The organism is Lederbergia panacisoli, from assembly GCF_024626525.1.
Taxonomy (GTDB): domain Bacteria; phylum Bacillota; class Bacilli; order Bacillales; family Bacillaceae_C; genus Lederbergia; species Lederbergia panacisoli.
Map to the genome: position 1 here is coordinate 20,765 of NZ_JANJGU010000012.1, position 16,408 is coordinate 37,172.

Annotated in this window: 13 protein-coding genes, 1 riboswitch and 1 other annotated feature; of the genes, 5 read left to right on the plus strand and 8 right to left on the minus strand. The window is 39.9% G+C overall.

The window, feature by feature from the left end:
- Window positions 1-6: 6 nt before the first annotated feature.
- The 3 genes from NQ185_RS14930 to NQ185_RS14940 all read right to left on the minus strand — a co-directional run bounded on the left by NQ185_RS14930 (window position 7) and on the right by NQ185_RS14940 (window position 2,739).
- Window positions 7-1,002 carry a phosphotriesterase family protein gene (locus NQ185_RS14930; protein ID WP_257582758.1) on the minus strand — a complete coding sequence of 332 codons (996 nt, stop codon included), beginning with the start codon at window positions 1,000-1,002 and terminating at the stop codon, window positions 7-9.
- A gap of 155 nt (window positions 1,003-1,157) precedes the next feature.
- Window positions 1,158-2,453, minus strand: coding sequence for a PTS ascorbate transporter subunit IIC (ulaA, locus tag NQ185_RS14935; protein ID WP_257582759.1), 1,296 nt, complete (start codon window positions 2,451-2,453; stop codon window positions 1,158-1,160).
- A gap of 19 nt (window positions 2,454-2,472) precedes the next feature.
- Window positions 2,473-2,739, minus strand: a complete 267-nt coding sequence (locus tag NQ185_RS14940) for a PTS sugar transporter subunit IIB (protein ID WP_257582760.1) — start codon at window positions 2,737-2,739, stop codon at window positions 2,473-2,475.
- A gap of 87 nt (window positions 2,740-2,826) precedes the next feature.
- Here NQ185_RS14940 and NQ185_RS14945 point away from each other — a divergent pair, with 87 nt between their 5' ends.
- The gene (locus NQ185_RS14945; RefSeq protein ID WP_257582761.1) at window positions 2,827-3,987 is read left to right on the plus strand and encodes a hypothetical protein; all 1,161 of its coding nucleotides are present in this window, start codon (window positions 2,827-2,829) and stop codon (window positions 3,985-3,987) included.
- Between the two features lie 81 nt (window positions 3,988-4,068).
- Here NQ185_RS14945 and NQ185_RS14950 read toward each other — a convergent pair whose 3' ends face one another.
- Both NQ185_RS14950 and NQ185_RS14955 read right to left on the minus strand, forming a co-directional pair.
- Window positions 4,069-4,500, minus strand: coding sequence for a PTS sugar transporter subunit IIA (locus NQ185_RS14950; protein ID WP_257582762.1), 432 nt, complete (start codon window positions 4,498-4,500; stop codon window positions 4,069-4,071).
- Window positions 4,497-4,703 carry a hypothetical protein gene (locus NQ185_RS14955; RefSeq protein WP_257582763.1) on the minus strand — a complete coding sequence of 69 codons (207 nt, stop codon included), beginning with the start codon at window positions 4,701-4,703 and terminating at the stop codon, window positions 4,497-4,499. The genes NQ185_RS14950 and NQ185_RS14955 overlap by 4 nt, the downstream gene beginning before the upstream one ends.
- A 52-nt stretch (window positions 4,704-4,755) precedes the next feature.
- Window positions 4,756-5,033 (plus strand) — a binding site (T-box leader).
- Window positions 5,034-5,099: 66 nt separating this feature from the next.
- Between NQ185_RS14955 and NQ185_RS14960 the strand changes: the two genes are divergently transcribed.
- The 4 genes from NQ185_RS14960 (at window position 5,100) to NQ185_RS14975 (ending at window position 9,152) form a co-directional block, all read left to right on the plus strand.
- Window positions 5,100-5,957 carry an SAM hydrolase/SAM-dependent halogenase family protein gene (locus tag NQ185_RS14960; protein WP_257582764.1) on the plus strand — a complete coding sequence of 286 codons (858 nt, stop codon included), beginning with the start codon at window positions 5,100-5,102 and terminating at the stop codon, window positions 5,955-5,957.
- Window positions 5,958-6,005: 48 nt separating this feature from the next.
- Entirely contained in the window at window positions 6,006-6,557 is a 552-nt protein-coding gene (locus NQ185_RS14965) for an ECF-type riboflavin transporter substrate-binding protein (RefSeq protein WP_257582765.1), read from the plus strand.
- A gap of 61 nt (window positions 6,558-6,618) precedes the next feature.
- Window positions 6,619-8,325, plus strand: a complete 1,707-nt coding sequence (locus tag NQ185_RS14970; protein ID WP_257582767.1) for an ABC transporter ATP-binding protein — start codon at window positions 6,619-6,621, stop codon at window positions 8,323-8,325.
- Window positions 8,316-9,152 (plus strand): energy-coupling factor transporter transmembrane component T family protein, encoded by an 837-nt coding sequence (locus NQ185_RS14975; RefSeq protein ID WP_257582768.1) that lies wholly within the window; start codon window positions 8,316-8,318, stop codon window positions 9,150-9,152. Before NQ185_RS14970 ends, NQ185_RS14975 begins: the two co-directional genes overlap by 10 nt.
- A gap of 102 nt (window positions 9,153-9,254) precedes the next feature.
- Here NQ185_RS14975 and tagU read toward each other — a convergent pair whose 3' ends face one another.
- The 3 genes from tagU to NQ185_RS14990 all read right to left on the minus strand — a co-directional run bounded on the left by tagU (window position 9,255) and on the right by NQ185_RS14990 (window position 16,194).
- Window positions 9,255-10,184 carry a polyisoprenyl-teichoic acid--peptidoglycan teichoic acid transferase TagU gene (gene tagU, locus NQ185_RS14980; protein WP_257582769.1) on the minus strand — a complete coding sequence of 310 codons (930 nt, stop codon included), beginning with the start codon at window positions 10,182-10,184 and terminating at the stop codon, window positions 9,255-9,257.
- A gap of 157 nt (window positions 10,185-10,341) precedes the next feature.
- A complete protein-coding gene (locus NQ185_RS14985; protein WP_257582770.1) occupies window positions 10,342-11,109 on the minus strand; it encodes a tyrosine-protein phosphatase in 768 nt (255 codons plus the stop codon).
- Between the two features lie 530 nt (window positions 11,110-11,639).
- Window positions 11,640-11,724, minus strand: a riboswitch (cyclic di-GMP riboswitch).
- A gap of 351 nt (window positions 11,725-12,075) precedes the next feature.
- Window positions 12,076-16,194, minus strand: a complete 4,119-nt coding sequence (locus NQ185_RS14990) for an InlB B-repeat-containing protein (protein ID WP_257582771.1) — start codon at window positions 16,192-16,194, stop codon at window positions 12,076-12,078.
- Window positions 16,195-16,408 lie beyond the last annotated feature (214 nt).

A 16,408-nucleotide genomic window follows, 5' to 3' on the forward strand; every position in this document is an offset into this window, starting at 1 on the left:
TCTCACCTACCCTTTGAACGTAAAACAATGTTTTGGATTTTCCACAAAAAACAACTGAACTAATTTTTCACCGTCAAAACCTGCTTTATTGGCTTCGTCGATAAATCTCGGGACCCATTTTGCGATAATATATTCCAATCCTAAACCGTAGTCATAATGTTTATAATACGTTTTACGCGCTGTATCCCCACTCACCAAAATCTGTTTCTCATATCCTTTTTTAACGAGTTCCAAAATGCACGATATCCTCGTGCTTTCGGGTGCATATTTCACCTTGGCGATTCCGTCGAAACATAAGTAACTCCCCATTGACGCAACTTTTTCATGGTAATAAGGATCGGGATTTCGGTCCATATGTCCGAAACTGACATAGGATAGATCGATATTTTCACTTTTTAAAATGTCGATTTGTTCAAGCGCCATCGTTCCCACTTCCGTATGCGAATGGATGGGTGCCTTCGTTTCATGATGGGCCCTCGCAATCGCGCGAATCGTTTTTTCCTCAAGAGGGGTAATCCGGTTATAAGCAGTTCCAAATTTCACTTGCCCCCCCTTAAACTTTGTACCTTCGAGACCTTCCTCCACTTCCCTCACCACGTACTCAGTCAAATCATTAATTTGAGACCCGTCTATCCAATCTTTGTACGTATGAAAATTCCCGCCGATGACCTCATGAAGGTGAGGAGTGATCGCTGCATCCCATAAGAAACTTTTATTAAAACCAGCAGTCCCGATAATATGAATGCCTGCTTCTGTTGCAATATCTGCGACCGCTTGAACATCGCGCCCATAATCTACCGCGGTTGCGTCTACAATTGCTTGCCCGCCATGGCTTGTAAAATCGAGAACGTCTTTCAATGACGCTTCTTTATCATCCAAAAGCAAATCATCTTCCCCTTTTTCCACCCAAAAAGGCGGCCGGCAAACAATATGTTCGTGAGAATAAGTGAATCCTAATTCGGAAGGCTCAATGTCTCCATGGAATGTACGAATAAAACTCATCGTTGTCACCTCTAGGTTAATGTTTTATGGAAAAGCACAAGCGCCCTTGCTAGTCGATAGACCCTAGCCTAGACATTTAAAAAGGTCAGTTTCCCGACCTTTTTATATCCCATGTAAAAAGGCGGTTACCCGACCTTTTTGGAATCATTTTTTTATTAAAACAACACTGCGGCAAGTGCTCTTATGATTGGTCCCAACACAAACATGTCAGAGTCTGCAGCCCACATTGCCGTATCAGGAATCGTATTTGGCAATAACATTTTTACCGTAATGTACTGACCCCAAGCTACAACCGTTGAAGTGATAAATCCTCCTAACAGCGCACCTCTTACTCCACCAGTTGCATTTCCGAAAACACCAGCCGTTGCACCGTGAAAGAATAATACAATCATCGTCGGTACAAACACATATGCGACTGTATTTCCAATAACGATCAGCCATAATAAAGCACCGATAAAACCACCTAAAAATCCAAGCACAACCGCGTTAGGTGCAAATGGAAAGACGACTGGACAATCGAGCGCAGGCTTCGCGCCAGGAACAATTTTTGTTGCGATCCCATTAAACGCCGGAACAATTTCCCCAATAAACATCCGAACTCCCATCAAGACAACAGCGATTCCACCAGCAAATGTAAAGGACTGAATAATCGAGTAAATCATGAAGTTCTGGTCACCCGCTGAAGCTACAAGCTCCGCGGCCCCGGGTGTATTTTTAAAAGAAATAATGATAGCTCCAACGAGGAAGAGGATTCCCATTGTTAAAGCGGTGATAACGTTTGAATCTCTTAAAAATTCCAGTCCTTTCGGCAATTTGATTTTCTCGGAATCATTTTCTTTATTTCCAAGTATTTTTCCGAGCCATGCCCCAAGTAGTGCCACGGAAGCTGAAGTATGGCCAAGCGCGATGTTGTCATTACCCATTATTTTTCTCATAATCGGCTGGGTAAGGGCCGGTTGGAACGTCCAATAAATCCCCATAATGATCGATAAAAAGATGACCAATTTCCAAAATGAAACGTCACCTGCCGTTTGAACTACAATTCCAGCAAAAATTGTCGTTGTCCAGAACATCATATGACCGGTTAGGTAGATATATTTAAATCTCGTAAATCTCGCAAGCAGAACGTTAATCAAAAACCCAAGTGTCATCGCTAATGTGACCGCACTTCCAAATTTCCCATTAAATTTATCCTGCCCCATAAAGTCACTTAACGTCTCACCTTGGAGATTAAATACCTCTTTCCACAACGGTTCAAAAACCGTTAGAGCGCCGACAATAATATTGGCGCCTGCACTAATAATCAAAAAGCCGATGATAGCTTTGATCGTTCCGCTAATGACTTGACTGGAATTCTTTTTTTGTAAAAGTAATCCAATCAGAACAATCAATCCTAACAAAATAGCCGGAGTTCCAAAAAAGTTAGTGGCAAGCCATTGAATTACTGCCATCGATACTTCACCCCACTAATTATTGTAAATTCTCTTCTAAAGCACCTTTGATTTCACCCTGGTCAAAATAATTATTCACTATGATGATTTTAGCGTCCGTCCCTCCCAAAGATTGTGCCAGCTCATTGCTCGTCACAATATAATCCGCAGCCATTCCCGATGCCGAAGAAACGTCCATATGCTCAACATCCGCGCTAACACCCATTTCACGCAAAACCGTTTCCACATTCATGCGTAAAATCAAACTTGTCCCTTGTCCCAACCCACACACACATAAAATTTTCATGAAAATCCACTCCTTTTTTTTATTAATAGTACGCTACGACTCGATTGGATCCCTATCGAGACTGAAACTACTGAAAAAACCGGATTTGTGTCTCGATTCGAGCACGATAGAGACTGTAATCATGGTAAAATCGGATTTGCGATTCGATTCAAGCCCAATCGCAACGGAAACTACGGGAAAACTGGGTTTACGGTGCGATTCAAGCCCAATCGCAACGGAAACTACGGGAAAACCGGATTTGCGGGGCGATTCAAGCCCGATCGCAACGGAAACTACGGAAAAACTGGATTTGCGGGGCGATTCAAGCCCAATCGCAACGGAAACTACGGGAAAACCGGATTTGCGGGGCGATTCAAGCCCGATCGCAACGGAAACTACGGAAAAACTGGATTTGCGGGGCGATTCAAGCCCAATCGCAACGGAAACTACGGGAAAACCGGATTTGCGGGGCGATTCAAGCCCGATCGCAACGGAAACTACGGAAAAACTGGATTTGCGGGGCGATTCAAGCCCAATCGCAACGGAAACTACGGGAAAACCGGATTTGCGGGGCGATTCAAGCCCGATCGCAACGGAAACTACGGAAAAACTGGATTTGCGGGGCGATTCAAGCCCAATCGCAACGGAAACTACGGAAAAACTGGATTTGCGGGGCGATTCAAGCCCGATCGCAACGGAAACTACGGGAAAACTGGGTTTGCGGTGCGATTCAAGCCCAATCGCAACGGAAACTATGGGAAAACCGGATTTGCGGGGCGATTCAAGCCCGATCGCAACGGAAACTACGGGAAAACCAGATTTGCGCGGCGATTCAAGCCCAATCGCAACGGAAACTACGGGAAAACTGGATTTGCGGGGCGATTCAAGCCCGATCGCAACGGAAACTACGGGAAAACTGGATTTACGGTGCGATTCAAGCCCAATCGCAACGGAAACTATGGAAAAACTGGATTTACGGGGCGATTCAAGCCCGATCGCAACGGAAACTATGGGAAAACCGGATTTGCGGGGCGATTCAAGCCCAATCGCAACGGAAACTACGGGAAAACCGGATCTGCGGGGCGATTCGAGCCCAATCGCAACGGAAACTACGGGAAAACCGGATCTGCGGGGCGATTCAAGCCCAATCGCAACGGAAACTACGGGAAAACCAGATTTGCGGGGCGATTCGAGCCCGATCGCAACGGAAACTACGGGAAAACCAGATTTGCGGTGCGATTCACCCCTGATCAAGACTGGACTTGCTAAAAAGTAGCATTCAAGACCGATTCAAAGGAAAACCAAGCTTCAATCCCGTATTACCCTAAAATCATTCTCCATATTTCCCCATCACTCAATCAAACCCCTAATACTTTCATACGAAGTAGCCGCCTTCAATTGCTCCACCGCTTCTTTATTCCCTAGCAAATTCATTAACTTTTTCAACACTTTCAAATGCTCTTCACTATCCGAAGCGCCTAAAGCAAAAACAAGTTTTACTGGATCATTTGGTGTGCTTCCGAATGGAATTGGCGTTTCTAGTTTTATCATGGAAATACATGCTTCTAGAACTCCGTCTTCAGGTCTTGCATGCGGCATCGCAATTTGAGGGGCGATTACAATATAAGGACCGTTTTTTTCAAAGGATTCTACCATCGCTTCGACATAACGTTTTTCGACATATCCATTGTCTGCCAAAAGATTTCCTGCTATTCGAATTGCTTTTTCTGGAGTGGTTGCCTGAACGTTAAATGCGGTTATGTTCTCTTCAATAAACTTCATTTTGGCACTCCTTGTTCTTTGTTTATTGTTTGTAGTATGAACCATACCTCCTTTACCGATTCCCAAACTTTCATATTAATATCCATTACAAATAATATGCTCGTTCTATTAGAATCAGACTTGTTCATATAAGAAATGTGGCGTTCGCTATTTTTCAAACCTTCCACGTTTCCAATATCTTCAAGAAAAATTAATGCTTGCATTTTTTTTCAGCCCGGCTTATAATCAATTTCAATCACATATGCTTTACCTTTTTTAAAGACGATGAAGAGAAAAAGTAGGATTATTGGTTTTACACAGAGAGCTTCGGTAGCTGAAAAGAAGCAAAAATCACGATCTGAACAATGGCCTCCGAGTTGCGAGCTGAACGTCCGGTTGCGGATTAGTAGGTGGCGTCGAGATTTGGTACTCGTTATCAATACCACAGTATTACGAGCAAAGATTTATTTATGCTCCAGTACTTGCAGAGGCTGTTTTGTGTGAACAAACGGCGAAATAAGGTGGTACCACGTGAATTCAACCACGTCCTTATCTTTTTTATAAAGATACGGGCGTGGTTTTTTGTTTTTCTAATTTTTTTACAGATGGAGGAATTTACAATGACAAACAGTTTAGTAATCCAGACAGATTTCGGTTTAAGTGACGGTGCGGTTAGCGCTATGTACGGAGTGGCGACTTCTGTCGACCCGACACTTAGAATTTTTGACCTAACTCACGACATTCCGCAATATAATATATGGGAGGGCTCTTACCGCCTCTATCAAACTATTTCTTATTGGCCGGAAGGAACGGTATTCGTTTCAGTTGTCGATCCGGGGGTTGGTTCTGATCGCCGCAGCGTTGTTGCAAAAACAACTGAAAATCAATATATCGTTACCCCTGATAATGGAACGTTAACACATATAAGAGACGCGATTGGAATCCAAGAAGTAAGAATCATCGACGAGACAGTCAACCGCCTGCCAAAATCAGGAGAGTCGTATACTTTCCACGGCCGTGACGTGTATGCCTATACTGGGGCAAGACTTGCATCTGGTGTCATCTCATTTGAAGAAGTAGGTCCAGAAGTTCCCGTCGAGTCGGTAGTAACACTTACAAAATTTAATCCGACAATCGACGAATCATCCGTCACAGGAAATATCGATATTTTAGATATTCGTTTCGGAAACCTATGGACGAATATCGATCGCACACTATTTTTACAATTAGCGGTGGAATATGGCGATAATTTTGAAGTCACCATTCAAAACGATACACGCCAAGTGTATAAAAACATCATGACATATGGTCGTTCCTTTGCTGATAGTCATTTAGGCGAACCGTTAATTTACGTAAATTCGCTAGATAAACTTGGAATTGCCATTAACCAAGGCTCATTTGCAAAAGCATATCACATCGAAACCGGCGCAAATTGGAAAATAGCACTCCGCAAAGTGCCAAAAGTCATATATAATTAAATTTATATTATAAAAATTAAATTTTACAAAAAAGGGAGAAGGGTCAATATGGGGAAGAATTTAGCAATTAAAACAATAGTCGCGATTGGGATTGGAGCAGCAGTGTTTGTCATTTTAGGAAGATTCGCATCGATTCCGACTGGAATTCCGAACACGAATATCAACACATCTTATGCATTCTTAGCGTTAATGGCGGTAGTGTTTGGACCAATTGCCGGTGGTCTTATCGGATTAATTGGTCACGCATTGTTAGATTCCATTATGTGGGGCAGCATTTGGTGGAGTTGGGTCATCATTTCAGCTTTTGTTGGATTATTAATTGGCTTTACGGCAAAAAGAATTAATATTGAAGCTGGAGAATTTGGCAAAAAACAAATTATTTCTTTTAATATTATTCAAGCTCTCGTTCAAATTGTCGGATGGGGCATACTTGCACCGACTCTTGATATACTTATATACGCTGAACCAGCCAACAAAGTATGGACACAAGGTATTGTAGCCGGTCTTGCGAACATTGTAACAGTTGCAGTCCTAGGTACAATTTTACTCGTCGCCTACGCAAAAACTAGAGTGAAAAGTGGAAGTTTGAAAGCAGAATAAAAGATAAGGTGAGGAAATCGTATTCGGTTTCCTCGTTTTACATGTATTTGAGGAGAACAAAATGAAAAAGCCCGTTATTCAATTTGAACAATTTAATTTTAAATACCGCACACAAGTCGATCCAACTCTTCATGATCTTAATTTAACAATTTATGAAGGGGAAAAAGTGCTCATTGTCGGTCCTTCAGGTTCGGGAAAAAGTACGATTGGCCATTGCCTCAATGGGTTAATTCCGTTTTCCTATAAAGGGGAGATAACTGGGAGCCTAAACATAATGGGTCAGGAAACAAAAAATCTTGATATTTTTTCCCTATCTAAAATGGTCGGAACGGTATTGCAAGACCCTGATGGGCAATTTATCGGACTTACAGTTGCCGAGGATATTGCGTTTGCCCTTGAAAATGATGTGCGGGCACAAGATGAAATGGTTTCAATTGTAAAAGATGTTTCGAGCATGGTCGATATGGATGATTATTTGCAGTCATCCCTCCATCAATTGTCAGGTGGGCAGAAGCAGCGTGTTTCTTTAGCTGGCGTTATGGTGGATAATGTCGATATTTTACTATTCGACGAACCGCTCGCTAACCTCGATCCAGCAACTGGAAAACATGCGATTCAACTAATTGACCGTATCCAAAAAGAAACAAATACAACTGTCGTCATCATCGAGCATCGCCTTGAAGATGTTCTCGAATGCCATGTTGATCGAATTATTGTCGTCGATAAAGGCAAGATTGTAGCGGATCTTACACCTGATGAATTGCTTGCTTCTTCGGTTCTTGAACAATGCAATATTCGTGAGCCACTTTATGTAAAAGCAGCAAAATACGCCGGAGTTAAAGTAAAACCCGAGTCAAAGCCTTCACATATCAAAACATTTGCTGTTGATAAGGACAAGCTGCTCACCTGGTTTGAAGCGACCAGTCCTCCTTATCTAAAAAAGAAATCTGAACCAATTTTAGAGCTGGAAAATCTGCATTTTAGCTATTCGCCGGGAAAGGATACGATTCACAATGTATCTTTTTCCATTGATAAAGGCGAAATGCTCAGCATCGCTGGGAAAAATGGTGCAGGGAAATCGACTCTGGCTAGTCTTATTTGCGGCTTTAACAAACCTACTAGTGGTAAAATCCTTTTTAAAGGTAAAGACATTACGAATGACACGATCAAAGAAAGAGCTGAGCGAATTGGGCTCGTCATGCAAAATCCTAATCAAATGATTTCAAAGCATATGATTTTTGAAGAAGTGGCGCTCGGATTGGTATTGCGTGGAGTCCCAGAAGATGAAATTAAGGAGCGAGTTGAAAAAACACTACAAATATGCGGACTGTACCCTTTCCGAAACTGGCCGATTTCAGCCCTTAGCTTCGGACAAAAGAAACGCGTCACGATTGCTTCTATCTTAGTATTGGAACCAGAACTCATTATTTTAGACGAGCCAACCGCCGGACAAGATTTCAAACACTACACTGAAATCATGGAGTTTTTATCCAAACTAAATGAAGAGGGCATCACAATTTTAATGATCACACATGACATGCACTTAATGCTCGAATACACACCAAGAGCGATCGTCATTGCTGGCGGGGAAAAAATTGCCGATGACACTTCTGCGAACATTTTAACAGATCAAGATGTGATCAAAAGAGCGAATTTGAAGGAAACTTCATTATTTGATCTTGCCGTTAAAGCAGGAATCGAAGAACCGAGAGAATTCGTTGGACGATTTATCGCCTTCGACAAGGGGGTGCGAACAACATGGCAGTAGAAATGCTTGCATATATTGACCGTCCTTCGCCTATTCATCGGCTGACTGGTGCAACGAAACTCATTTGCTTTATCTTATGGTCGACCACAGCCATGCTTACGTATGACACGCGCGTTCTCCTATTTTTATTTGTCGCAAGCATCACTATTTTTATCGCTTCGCAAGTAAAGATAAGAGAAATTTCCTTTGTGTTATTGTTTATATTAGCGTTTTTACTGCTCAACAATATCGCCATCTATATTTTTTCTCCACAAGAAGGGGTAAAAATTTACGGGACAAGCCATGTGCTGTTTGAAATTGTTGGCCGATATAACGTAACGTGGGAACAGCTATTTTACCAGTTTAATATTACCATTAAATATTTCACGATTATTCCAGCAGCTCTTTTATTTATTGTGACGACACATCCTAGTGAATTCGCCGCGTCGCTAAACCGAATCGGGGTTAGCTACCGAATTTCATACGCTGTTGCATTAGCCTTGCGCTATATTCCCGACATCCAGCGCGATTTCCGGAACATCGCCATCACCCAGCAAGCGCGCGGAATTGACATGTCAAGGAAAGAAAAGATAGGGAAGCGAATCAAAAATATCGCCTCTATCATTATTCCATTGATTCTATCGAGTCTAGATCGAATTGAAGTTATTAGCAACGCCATGGAACTGCGCGGTTTTGGAAAAAATAAAAAGCGCTCATGGTACAGCGCGCGACCGTTTAAACGTATTGATTATATTGCCCTTATATTAGTAGGGAGCGCGTTCGTATTAGCAATGGTTATTACGTATTATGACGGAAGTCGATTTTATAACCCGTTCGGGGCGTTGTAGGAACGCTCCGAATGGGCTCTTTTTTTAAAATAACCTCATCTGTTTATAACTATCTAGATGTATGAAAAAACGTCGAGACTCTATGTCCCGACGCTTCTCTACTTATTTCAATTCCAAATGCTCTTTCAGTCTATTCTGTACCTTCACTTGTTCCTCTTCAGGCACTACATAGTACCAAAGGCCATCGATGGTTGCCCCGCTGCCTTCAATTTGGATTTGATCAATATTATGACGCGCATCTGCGTAATTTTTTTGAATAGATTTCATTTCATCAAAAGAAATATTTGTTTCAACGTTTTTACTCAATGCTTTTAGAACGTCATCATATTTCCAAAGAGCAGAAATATTGGCACCTTTATTGATAACGCCTTGAATCACTTGACGTTGGCGCAATTGCCGGCCAAAATCACCACGAGCATCATTTTTACGCATACGCGCATAGCTTAATGCTTCTTTACCATTAAGATTAAGTTCTCCAACTGTAAAGTGGTGTCCATCTTGAGAAAAATCAAGATCATTATTAACCGTCACACCACCGACCGCATCTACAATTTCCTGGAACCCTTCCATATTCATCTTTACATAATAATCAATCGGAATATCAAGGAATTTTTCAACAGTATTCATAGACATTTCAACACCGCCACGCGCATAGGCATGGTTAATCTTTTCTACCGTTCCATTTCCGACAATTTCCACTCGTGTATCACGTGGAATACTGAGCATTTCCATTGACTTATTCTTAGGATTTACAGTTAACACAATCATCGTATCCGAGCGGCCTTTGTCACCTTTCCGCTCATCCACTCCAAGCATCAATACTGAAAAAGGTTCCCTCTTACCAAGTTCCAAATCCGAAGGCCGTTTAACTTCTGGAGTGCGGTCAATCGGACTATGAACAGCATTGGCTGCTTTAGAAAGATTATGATAAATTGAATAACCATATGCCGCAATACCAGCTACAAGCACAAGTAAAATAATAAGGAATATTTTTAATCCTTTTCTTTTCTTTTTCGGTTTATGTCGACCCATGTTTTTTCCCTCTCCCATAATACACTTTAGATGCCATACTATAATAGACGTTATATACATACAAAAGTTACAACAATCTATATTATACTCATTCTCTATCAACCATTACAATAGTATATATATAGAAATTTTTAGGAAAGGGATGGAATATAGATGCTTAAAATAACCCCATTATCTTCCTTCTCTTAATTCTCTTAGGGATATCACGGTAAATATGATCGCCTTTTACCACCGCTTTTGCATTATTTTGAAAATAAGATATGTGATCGGATCCGTATTTCTTCTGTATGACATCAAAAGCTTCTTCCATTCTAAATGATCGCTTTTTCGCATTATGAGCATTAGAAGCGACAAAATGCGCTAAATTTCCATCTACCAAATCTAATGCAAATTTTTGGACTTTTTTACCAAAATGCCCTGTCAAGCTGCCTGAACTAATTTGAGTCGCTGCACCATTTTTAACAAGACTATATAAATGATCATGCTGTTCAATAAATTCAAGATTTCGCTCCGGATTTGCAATAATTGGTGTAAGCCCTCTCATTTGTATATCAAAAAAAAGTTGGCTCGTATACCCCGGAACATGACTCTTTGGCAGTTCAATTAGAACATATGTAGACTGATCCGCAAGCGTCATGATTTTCCCATCTTCATAATCTCTAAGGAGATCGCCATAGATTTGTATTTCCTGACCCGGTAAAATATTTACCTTACAGTTTTCAGTCTTTAAGTAAGCATTTAGCTCTTCTATTCGTGATAATATATTAATTTTCTCATTAAAATATGTCCCGTTTTGGTGATGCGGCGTGGCAATAATAGTATGAATCCCTTCAGCCTCTGCCTGTTTGGCCATTAATAGACTATTTGCATAGTTAGGTGCACCATCATCCACCCCAGGCAAAATATGGCAGTGAATATCTATCATCCTATTTCCTCCAATTAGATATTTTAAAAAAACAACAATTTTATTATACTAGTAAATTATACCTAATTAAAAGAGGTTATCTCGCTATTTCTTTAAAAAAGTAAACATTTTTCCCTTGTTACTATTGGCTTATAGGTATTTCGTCACATTTTGCTAAAAAGTGATATTATTCGACAAAATCACAGATCTAAAGTTCTGCTCATTTTGAAAATTATGGTATATCTATCAATTGGGATACACATGTATATTTCCTCATATATTATATAAATTTAAAGACGAAGGCTGGAATGCCTTCGTCTTCACGTTGGATTGTATTCAAGTTATGATGAAAAATTGTTGAAATTTATGTATGCTTGTTCATGGTGTCTTTTTTTCATTTCTAACCTCTGCTTATAGCAGGCGTCCAAGCAGTCAGGAATTAGCACAGCTAGCTCTCTAAACTTCAGAATATGCCAATAATACCTGAATCGAAAATATAATTTCTTCATCCATATACATCCTCCGTTAGTCATAAATCGTCGGATGTCGTGTTCGGAAACTGGCTGGCATAATCAAACGATCTTAGCCCCTATAGTTTTGCGTCATTACTTTTCAGTAACTTTGCCGATTCGTACGATTTATGGGTATTCTCAACTATATAATCGTATAGAATCGCAATGATATTAATAGGTCCAATATCTCATTTTCTAGCATGACCTAAAACATTAATAGAGGAGGAAGGAACTATGAAATCAACATTTCCACTTTCATCAAAGATCTCCTGTTCAAGGAAAAGTTCGGTTCTCACCAATTCCATAAACATTTTCAACATTTAACAATAAATTATCATCAATTTCCGACCAAACTTCACCAATTCTAGTATTAAATTCACCATATAGCTCAGAATATCCACCATACCTAATCTAAATTCCATCAATAACCTTCAAAGGAACATATGAAAAAAATCATCATATGCCCTCTCAAAACTTAATTCAATCTTCTTCTTGATAGCATGTACCAAACAGTTCCGATAAGAACAATCATTCCACCTAGCAACATCAAATTATATACATTTGTTGAGGTATTTGGAAGTTGACTTGGTTTTTTTGATGTATCTTTTTTCGTTTCCTTATTTGGATCATCTTTCTCTTTTTCTTTCTTTTCATCATCCTTAATTGGATCTTTTGGTTTCGCTGGATCATCTTTTTCTATCTTATCGCTATCCTTAGGTACTTCATTTTTCGGAGGATCATTTTTTTCTATATTTTCATCATCTTTTATTGGATCATCCTTATTTTCCAATATCCATTTTGCGTAAATCGTAATATCTTTTGTAACAGCTGTGTTAAAATCATAAGCTTCTGAAAGCCGATTGTCACTGAACCAGCCTGCGAAAATGTATCCTTCTTTTATCGGTGCTTGAGGTTCATCTACTTTTTCTTGGTATTTAACACTTTCAGCCGCAATAAGACTGCCACCATTTGTGTCAAAATCTACCTTATATTCGTTCGCAGACCATTTAGCATAAAGAGTGATGTCTGATTGTACCGGTGCATTGAAATCGTATAAGTCATTTAGATTCGAATCCGTATACCAGCCTGCAAACGTATGGCCTTCTTTTGTCGGATCTTCCGGCTTGGTAACTTTCTCCTCATAGTTCACATCTTCAGATGAAACATTGCTGCCGCCATTGCTTTTAAAGCTTATTTTATACTCATTGATCGTCCACTTCGCATACAAAGTAACATCCGATACGATACCAGTTTCAAAGTCATATAGCTCTGATAAAAGATCATCCGTATACCAGCCCGCAAACGTATGGCCTTCTTTTGTCGGATCTTCTGGCTTAGTAGTTTTCTCCTCATAGTTCACATCTTCAGATGAAACAATGCTGCCGCCATTGCTTTCAAAGCTTACTTTATATTCATTGATCGTCCACTTTGCATACAATGTAACATCCGATACGATACCAGTTTCAAAGTCATATAGCTCTGATAAAAGATCATCCGTATACCAGCCCGCAAACGTATGGCCCTCTTTTGTCGGATCTACTGGCTCAGTAACTTTCTCCTCATAGTTCACATCTTCAGATGAAACATTGCTGCCGCCATTGCTTTCATAGCTTATTTTATATTCATTGATCGTCCACTTCGCATACAAAGTAACATCGGATACGACACTAGTTTCAAAGTCATATAGCTCTGTTAATAGAGCATCCCTATACCAGCCTGCAAACGTATGGCCTTCTTTTGTCGGATCTTCCGGCTTGGTAGCTTTCTCCTCGAAGTTCACATCTTCAGATGAAACATTGCTGCCGCCATTGCTTTCATAGCTTATTTTATATTCATTGATCGTCCACTTCGCATACAAAGTAACATCGGATACGACACTAGTTTCAAAGTCATATAGCTCTGTTAATAGAGCATCCGTATACCAGCCTGCAAACGTATGGCCTTCTTTTGTCGGATCTTCTGGCTTGGTAGCTTTCTCCTCATAGTTCACATCTTCAGATGAAACAGTGCTGCCGCCATTGCTTTCATAGCTTACTTTATACTCGTTGATTGTCCACTTTGCATATAGTGTAATATCAGTTACGACACTAGTTTCAAAGTCATATGACTCTGTTAAAAGAGCATCCGTATACCAGCCTGCAAATGTATGACCTTCTTTTGTTGGATCTACTGGCTCACTAGCTTTCTCTTCATAGTTCACATCTTCAGATGAAACGTTGCTGCCGCCATTGCTTTCATAGCTTACTTTATACTCGTTGATCGTCCACTTTGCATACAATGTAATATCGGATACGACACTAGTTTCAAAGTCGTATAGTTCTGTTAAAAGAGCATCCGTATACCAGCCTGCAAATGTATGGCCAACCTTACTTGGTGTTTTAGGAGTCATTGCTTTATCCCCAAAATTGACAGTCTCATCCGACACAGTACTTCCACCATTACTTTCAAAACGTACTTTATATTCTTTGATCGTCCATTTTGCGTACAATGTAGTGTTATCCATCACAGGAAGATTAAAATCGTAGGTGTTAGTAAAAAGTGAATCGATGTACCAATTGTTAAAGATATATCCTGTTTTTGTCGGGTCTTCTGGCTTTGTCACTTTGTCATTGTGATTGACATTTTCCGATGCGACCGTATTTCCCCCGTTCGAATTAAATTCGACTATATATTTGTTAATATTCCATTTCGCATATAACTCAATATTGGAAGTTACCGGTTCATTAAAATCATATAATGTTGTAAGCAACCCATCACTGTACCAGCCATCAAACTTGTAACCATCCTTAATCGGCGTTTTAGGGCTTGCCACCTTATTCCCATGATTGACGTCTGCATTCTCAACATCGCTGCCGCCATTACTATTAAATCCAACTGTATACTGATTGATTGTCCATTTTGCATACAGTGTAACGTTAGAGATCACTTGCGTACTAAAATCATATAATGTAGTTAGCGAAGAATCACTATACCACCCTTCAAACGTGTAACCCACCTTACTTGGCGACTTAGGACTTACCACGTTATCCCCATAATTGACACTAGCATCCGCAACGGCACTTCCACCATCACTGACAAAATTTACATTATACTGGTTGATTATCCATTTTGCATATATTGTAAAATCCGAAGTTACTTTCGTATCAAAATCATATGGTGTAGTAAACTCTGTATCACTGTACCAGCCATCAAATTGATATCCTGTTCTCTGCGGATCGATTGGTTTGTTTACTTTTTGATTATGCTTTACAAATTCATCTTCTTTTACATCATCAAAATATTTAAATTCTACTTTGTAGTTCTGAATAGCCCATTGTGCATAAAGAGTAATATTTTCGGCTCCGACTTCAAGCCTATTAGCAGGAGGGTAAGCAGTTCCACTGCCATCTGATTTCGTATTCCAACCTACAAATATAAAACCTGCTTTCGCTAGATTACCAATATTGTCTTCTACAGTTACAAAATCACCACTTTTATAATTTATTCCATCAGCCGGAACACTTCCGCTTGTTGCTCCATTCGCATCATACGTTACATGATAATACTGAATTTGTGGGATAGCTCGTAAATATGGGTATCCACCTGGGTTGATTCCCCATATATTAGTAAAATCCCAACCGGCATTTGTAAAAGTAGAGATTTTCTGCATATCGGCTGTAGACATAGGTGTTCCTTTTCCTATATCCGTTTGTTTAGTAGTATCTTTATCATAGAAACTAGCATTAACTGGATTCCAGCTTTTAAATCCGACAAGACCACCAACAAAACTAGAACCTGTTACTTTTCCGATGGCATAACTCTTAGTCACCTGCGCTTCCATATTATAACCAACAAGACCGCCAATCCATCCTTGTCCTGTGACATCCCCTGTTGCATAGCTGTTGCTAATAATACCTTCATCAATCATTCCCATGTCCCCACTATTACTTCCAACAAGGCCGCCAATATTATTATTTCCACTTACATTACCAGTTGCATAGCTACCATGAACCCTACTTTCGTTTTGACCAACAAGGCCACCTATAGAATAAACTCCCATTACTGTTGCGGTAGAATAACTATTCTCAATAGAACCTATAAAGGTATTATCTCCCACTAATCCACCAACATAACTATTACCTTTAACTTGACCAGTGCTATAGCTTTTCTTAATCGTTCCATAATTGAATCCGGCTAATGCACCAACGCCGTTATTACCGTTTATATTCACGTCAACTAGACCAACATTTTCGATTAGCGCATTATAGCCAATAGAACCAAATAAACCTACTACTTCCCTAGTGCTCGCATCGTTAATTTTCAGCCCTGTTATGACATGCCCAGCTCCATTAAGTGAACCCATGAACTGTTGCATTCCGTTTCCTATCGGTTTCCAGTTCGCATATCCACTTAAATCAATATTATTTCCTAATTTATAATGGGCATTTAGAATATTTCGAACACTATCAAGTTCATCCGCGGTTGTGATGATATAAGGACTTGATTTCGTTCCCGCTCCCGCCATCGGTCCCATATCTGCTTTACTATAGATAGGTGGCTGCAGTAAATAAAACAGCATTAAACAAATTAGTCCTACTGAAACTTTCCTTAACATAACTTTCGTCCCTTCTTGCTATCATTTTAAAATTAATTTTATGAATCTACTAAAAACCCCTAAATTAACCGAATATGCATCCCACTCCACATCATTTTTCTACATGATATGACATAAGACCTTAAAAAAACCTTAAAGACTACATCATTAAAAAATCCTACTTTTTTTCACCATTCGCTTTCACATTTCTATCAATTTCATATTCCATCCTTCG

Bases quoted from the DNA above. Each gene is read 5' to 3' on its own strand.
- tagU (WP_257582769.1), bottom strand. From the start codon at position 10,184: ATGGGTCGACATAAACCGAAAAAGAAAAGAAAAGGATTAAAAATATTC.
- NQ185_RS14990 (WP_257582771.1), bottom strand. From the start codon at position 16,194: ATGTTAAGGAAAGTTTCAGTAGGACTAATTTGTTTAATGCTGTTTTAT.
- ulaA (WP_257582759.1), bottom strand. From the start codon at position 2,453: ATGGCAGTAATTCAATGGCTTGCCACTAACTTTTTTGGAACTCCGGCT.
- NQ185_RS14985 (WP_257582770.1), bottom strand. From the start codon at position 11,109: ATGATAGATATTCACTGCCATATTTTGCCTGGGGTGGATGATGGTGCA.
- NQ185_RS14970 (WP_257582767.1), top strand. From the start codon at position 6,619: ATGAAAAAGCCCGTTATTCAATTTGAACAATTTAATTTTAAATACCGC.
- NQ185_RS14930 (WP_257582758.1), bottom strand. From the start codon at position 1,002: ATGAGTTTTATTCGTACATTCCATGGAGACATTGAGCCTTCCGAATTA.
- NQ185_RS14965 (WP_257582765.1), top strand. From the start codon at position 6,006: ATGGGGAAGAATTTAGCAATTAAAACAATAGTCGCGATTGGGATTGGA.
- NQ185_RS14940 (WP_257582760.1), bottom strand. From the start codon at position 2,739: ATGAAAATTTTATGTGTGTGTGGGTTGGGACAAGGGACAAGTTTGATT.
- NQ185_RS14955 (WP_257582763.1), bottom strand. From the start codon at position 4,703: ATGCAAGCATTAATTTTTCTTGAAGATATTGGAAACGTGGAAGGTTTG.
- NQ185_RS14975 (WP_257582768.1), top strand. From the start codon at position 8,316: ATGGCAGTAGAAATGCTTGCATATATTGACCGTCCTTCGCCTATTCAT.
- NQ185_RS14950 (WP_257582762.1), bottom strand. From the start codon at position 4,500: ATGAAGTTTATTGAAGAGAACATAACCGCATTTAACGTTCAGGCAACC.
- NQ185_RS14960 (WP_257582764.1), top strand. From the start codon at position 5,100: ATGACAAACAGTTTAGTAATCCAGACAGATTTCGGTTTAAGTGACGGT.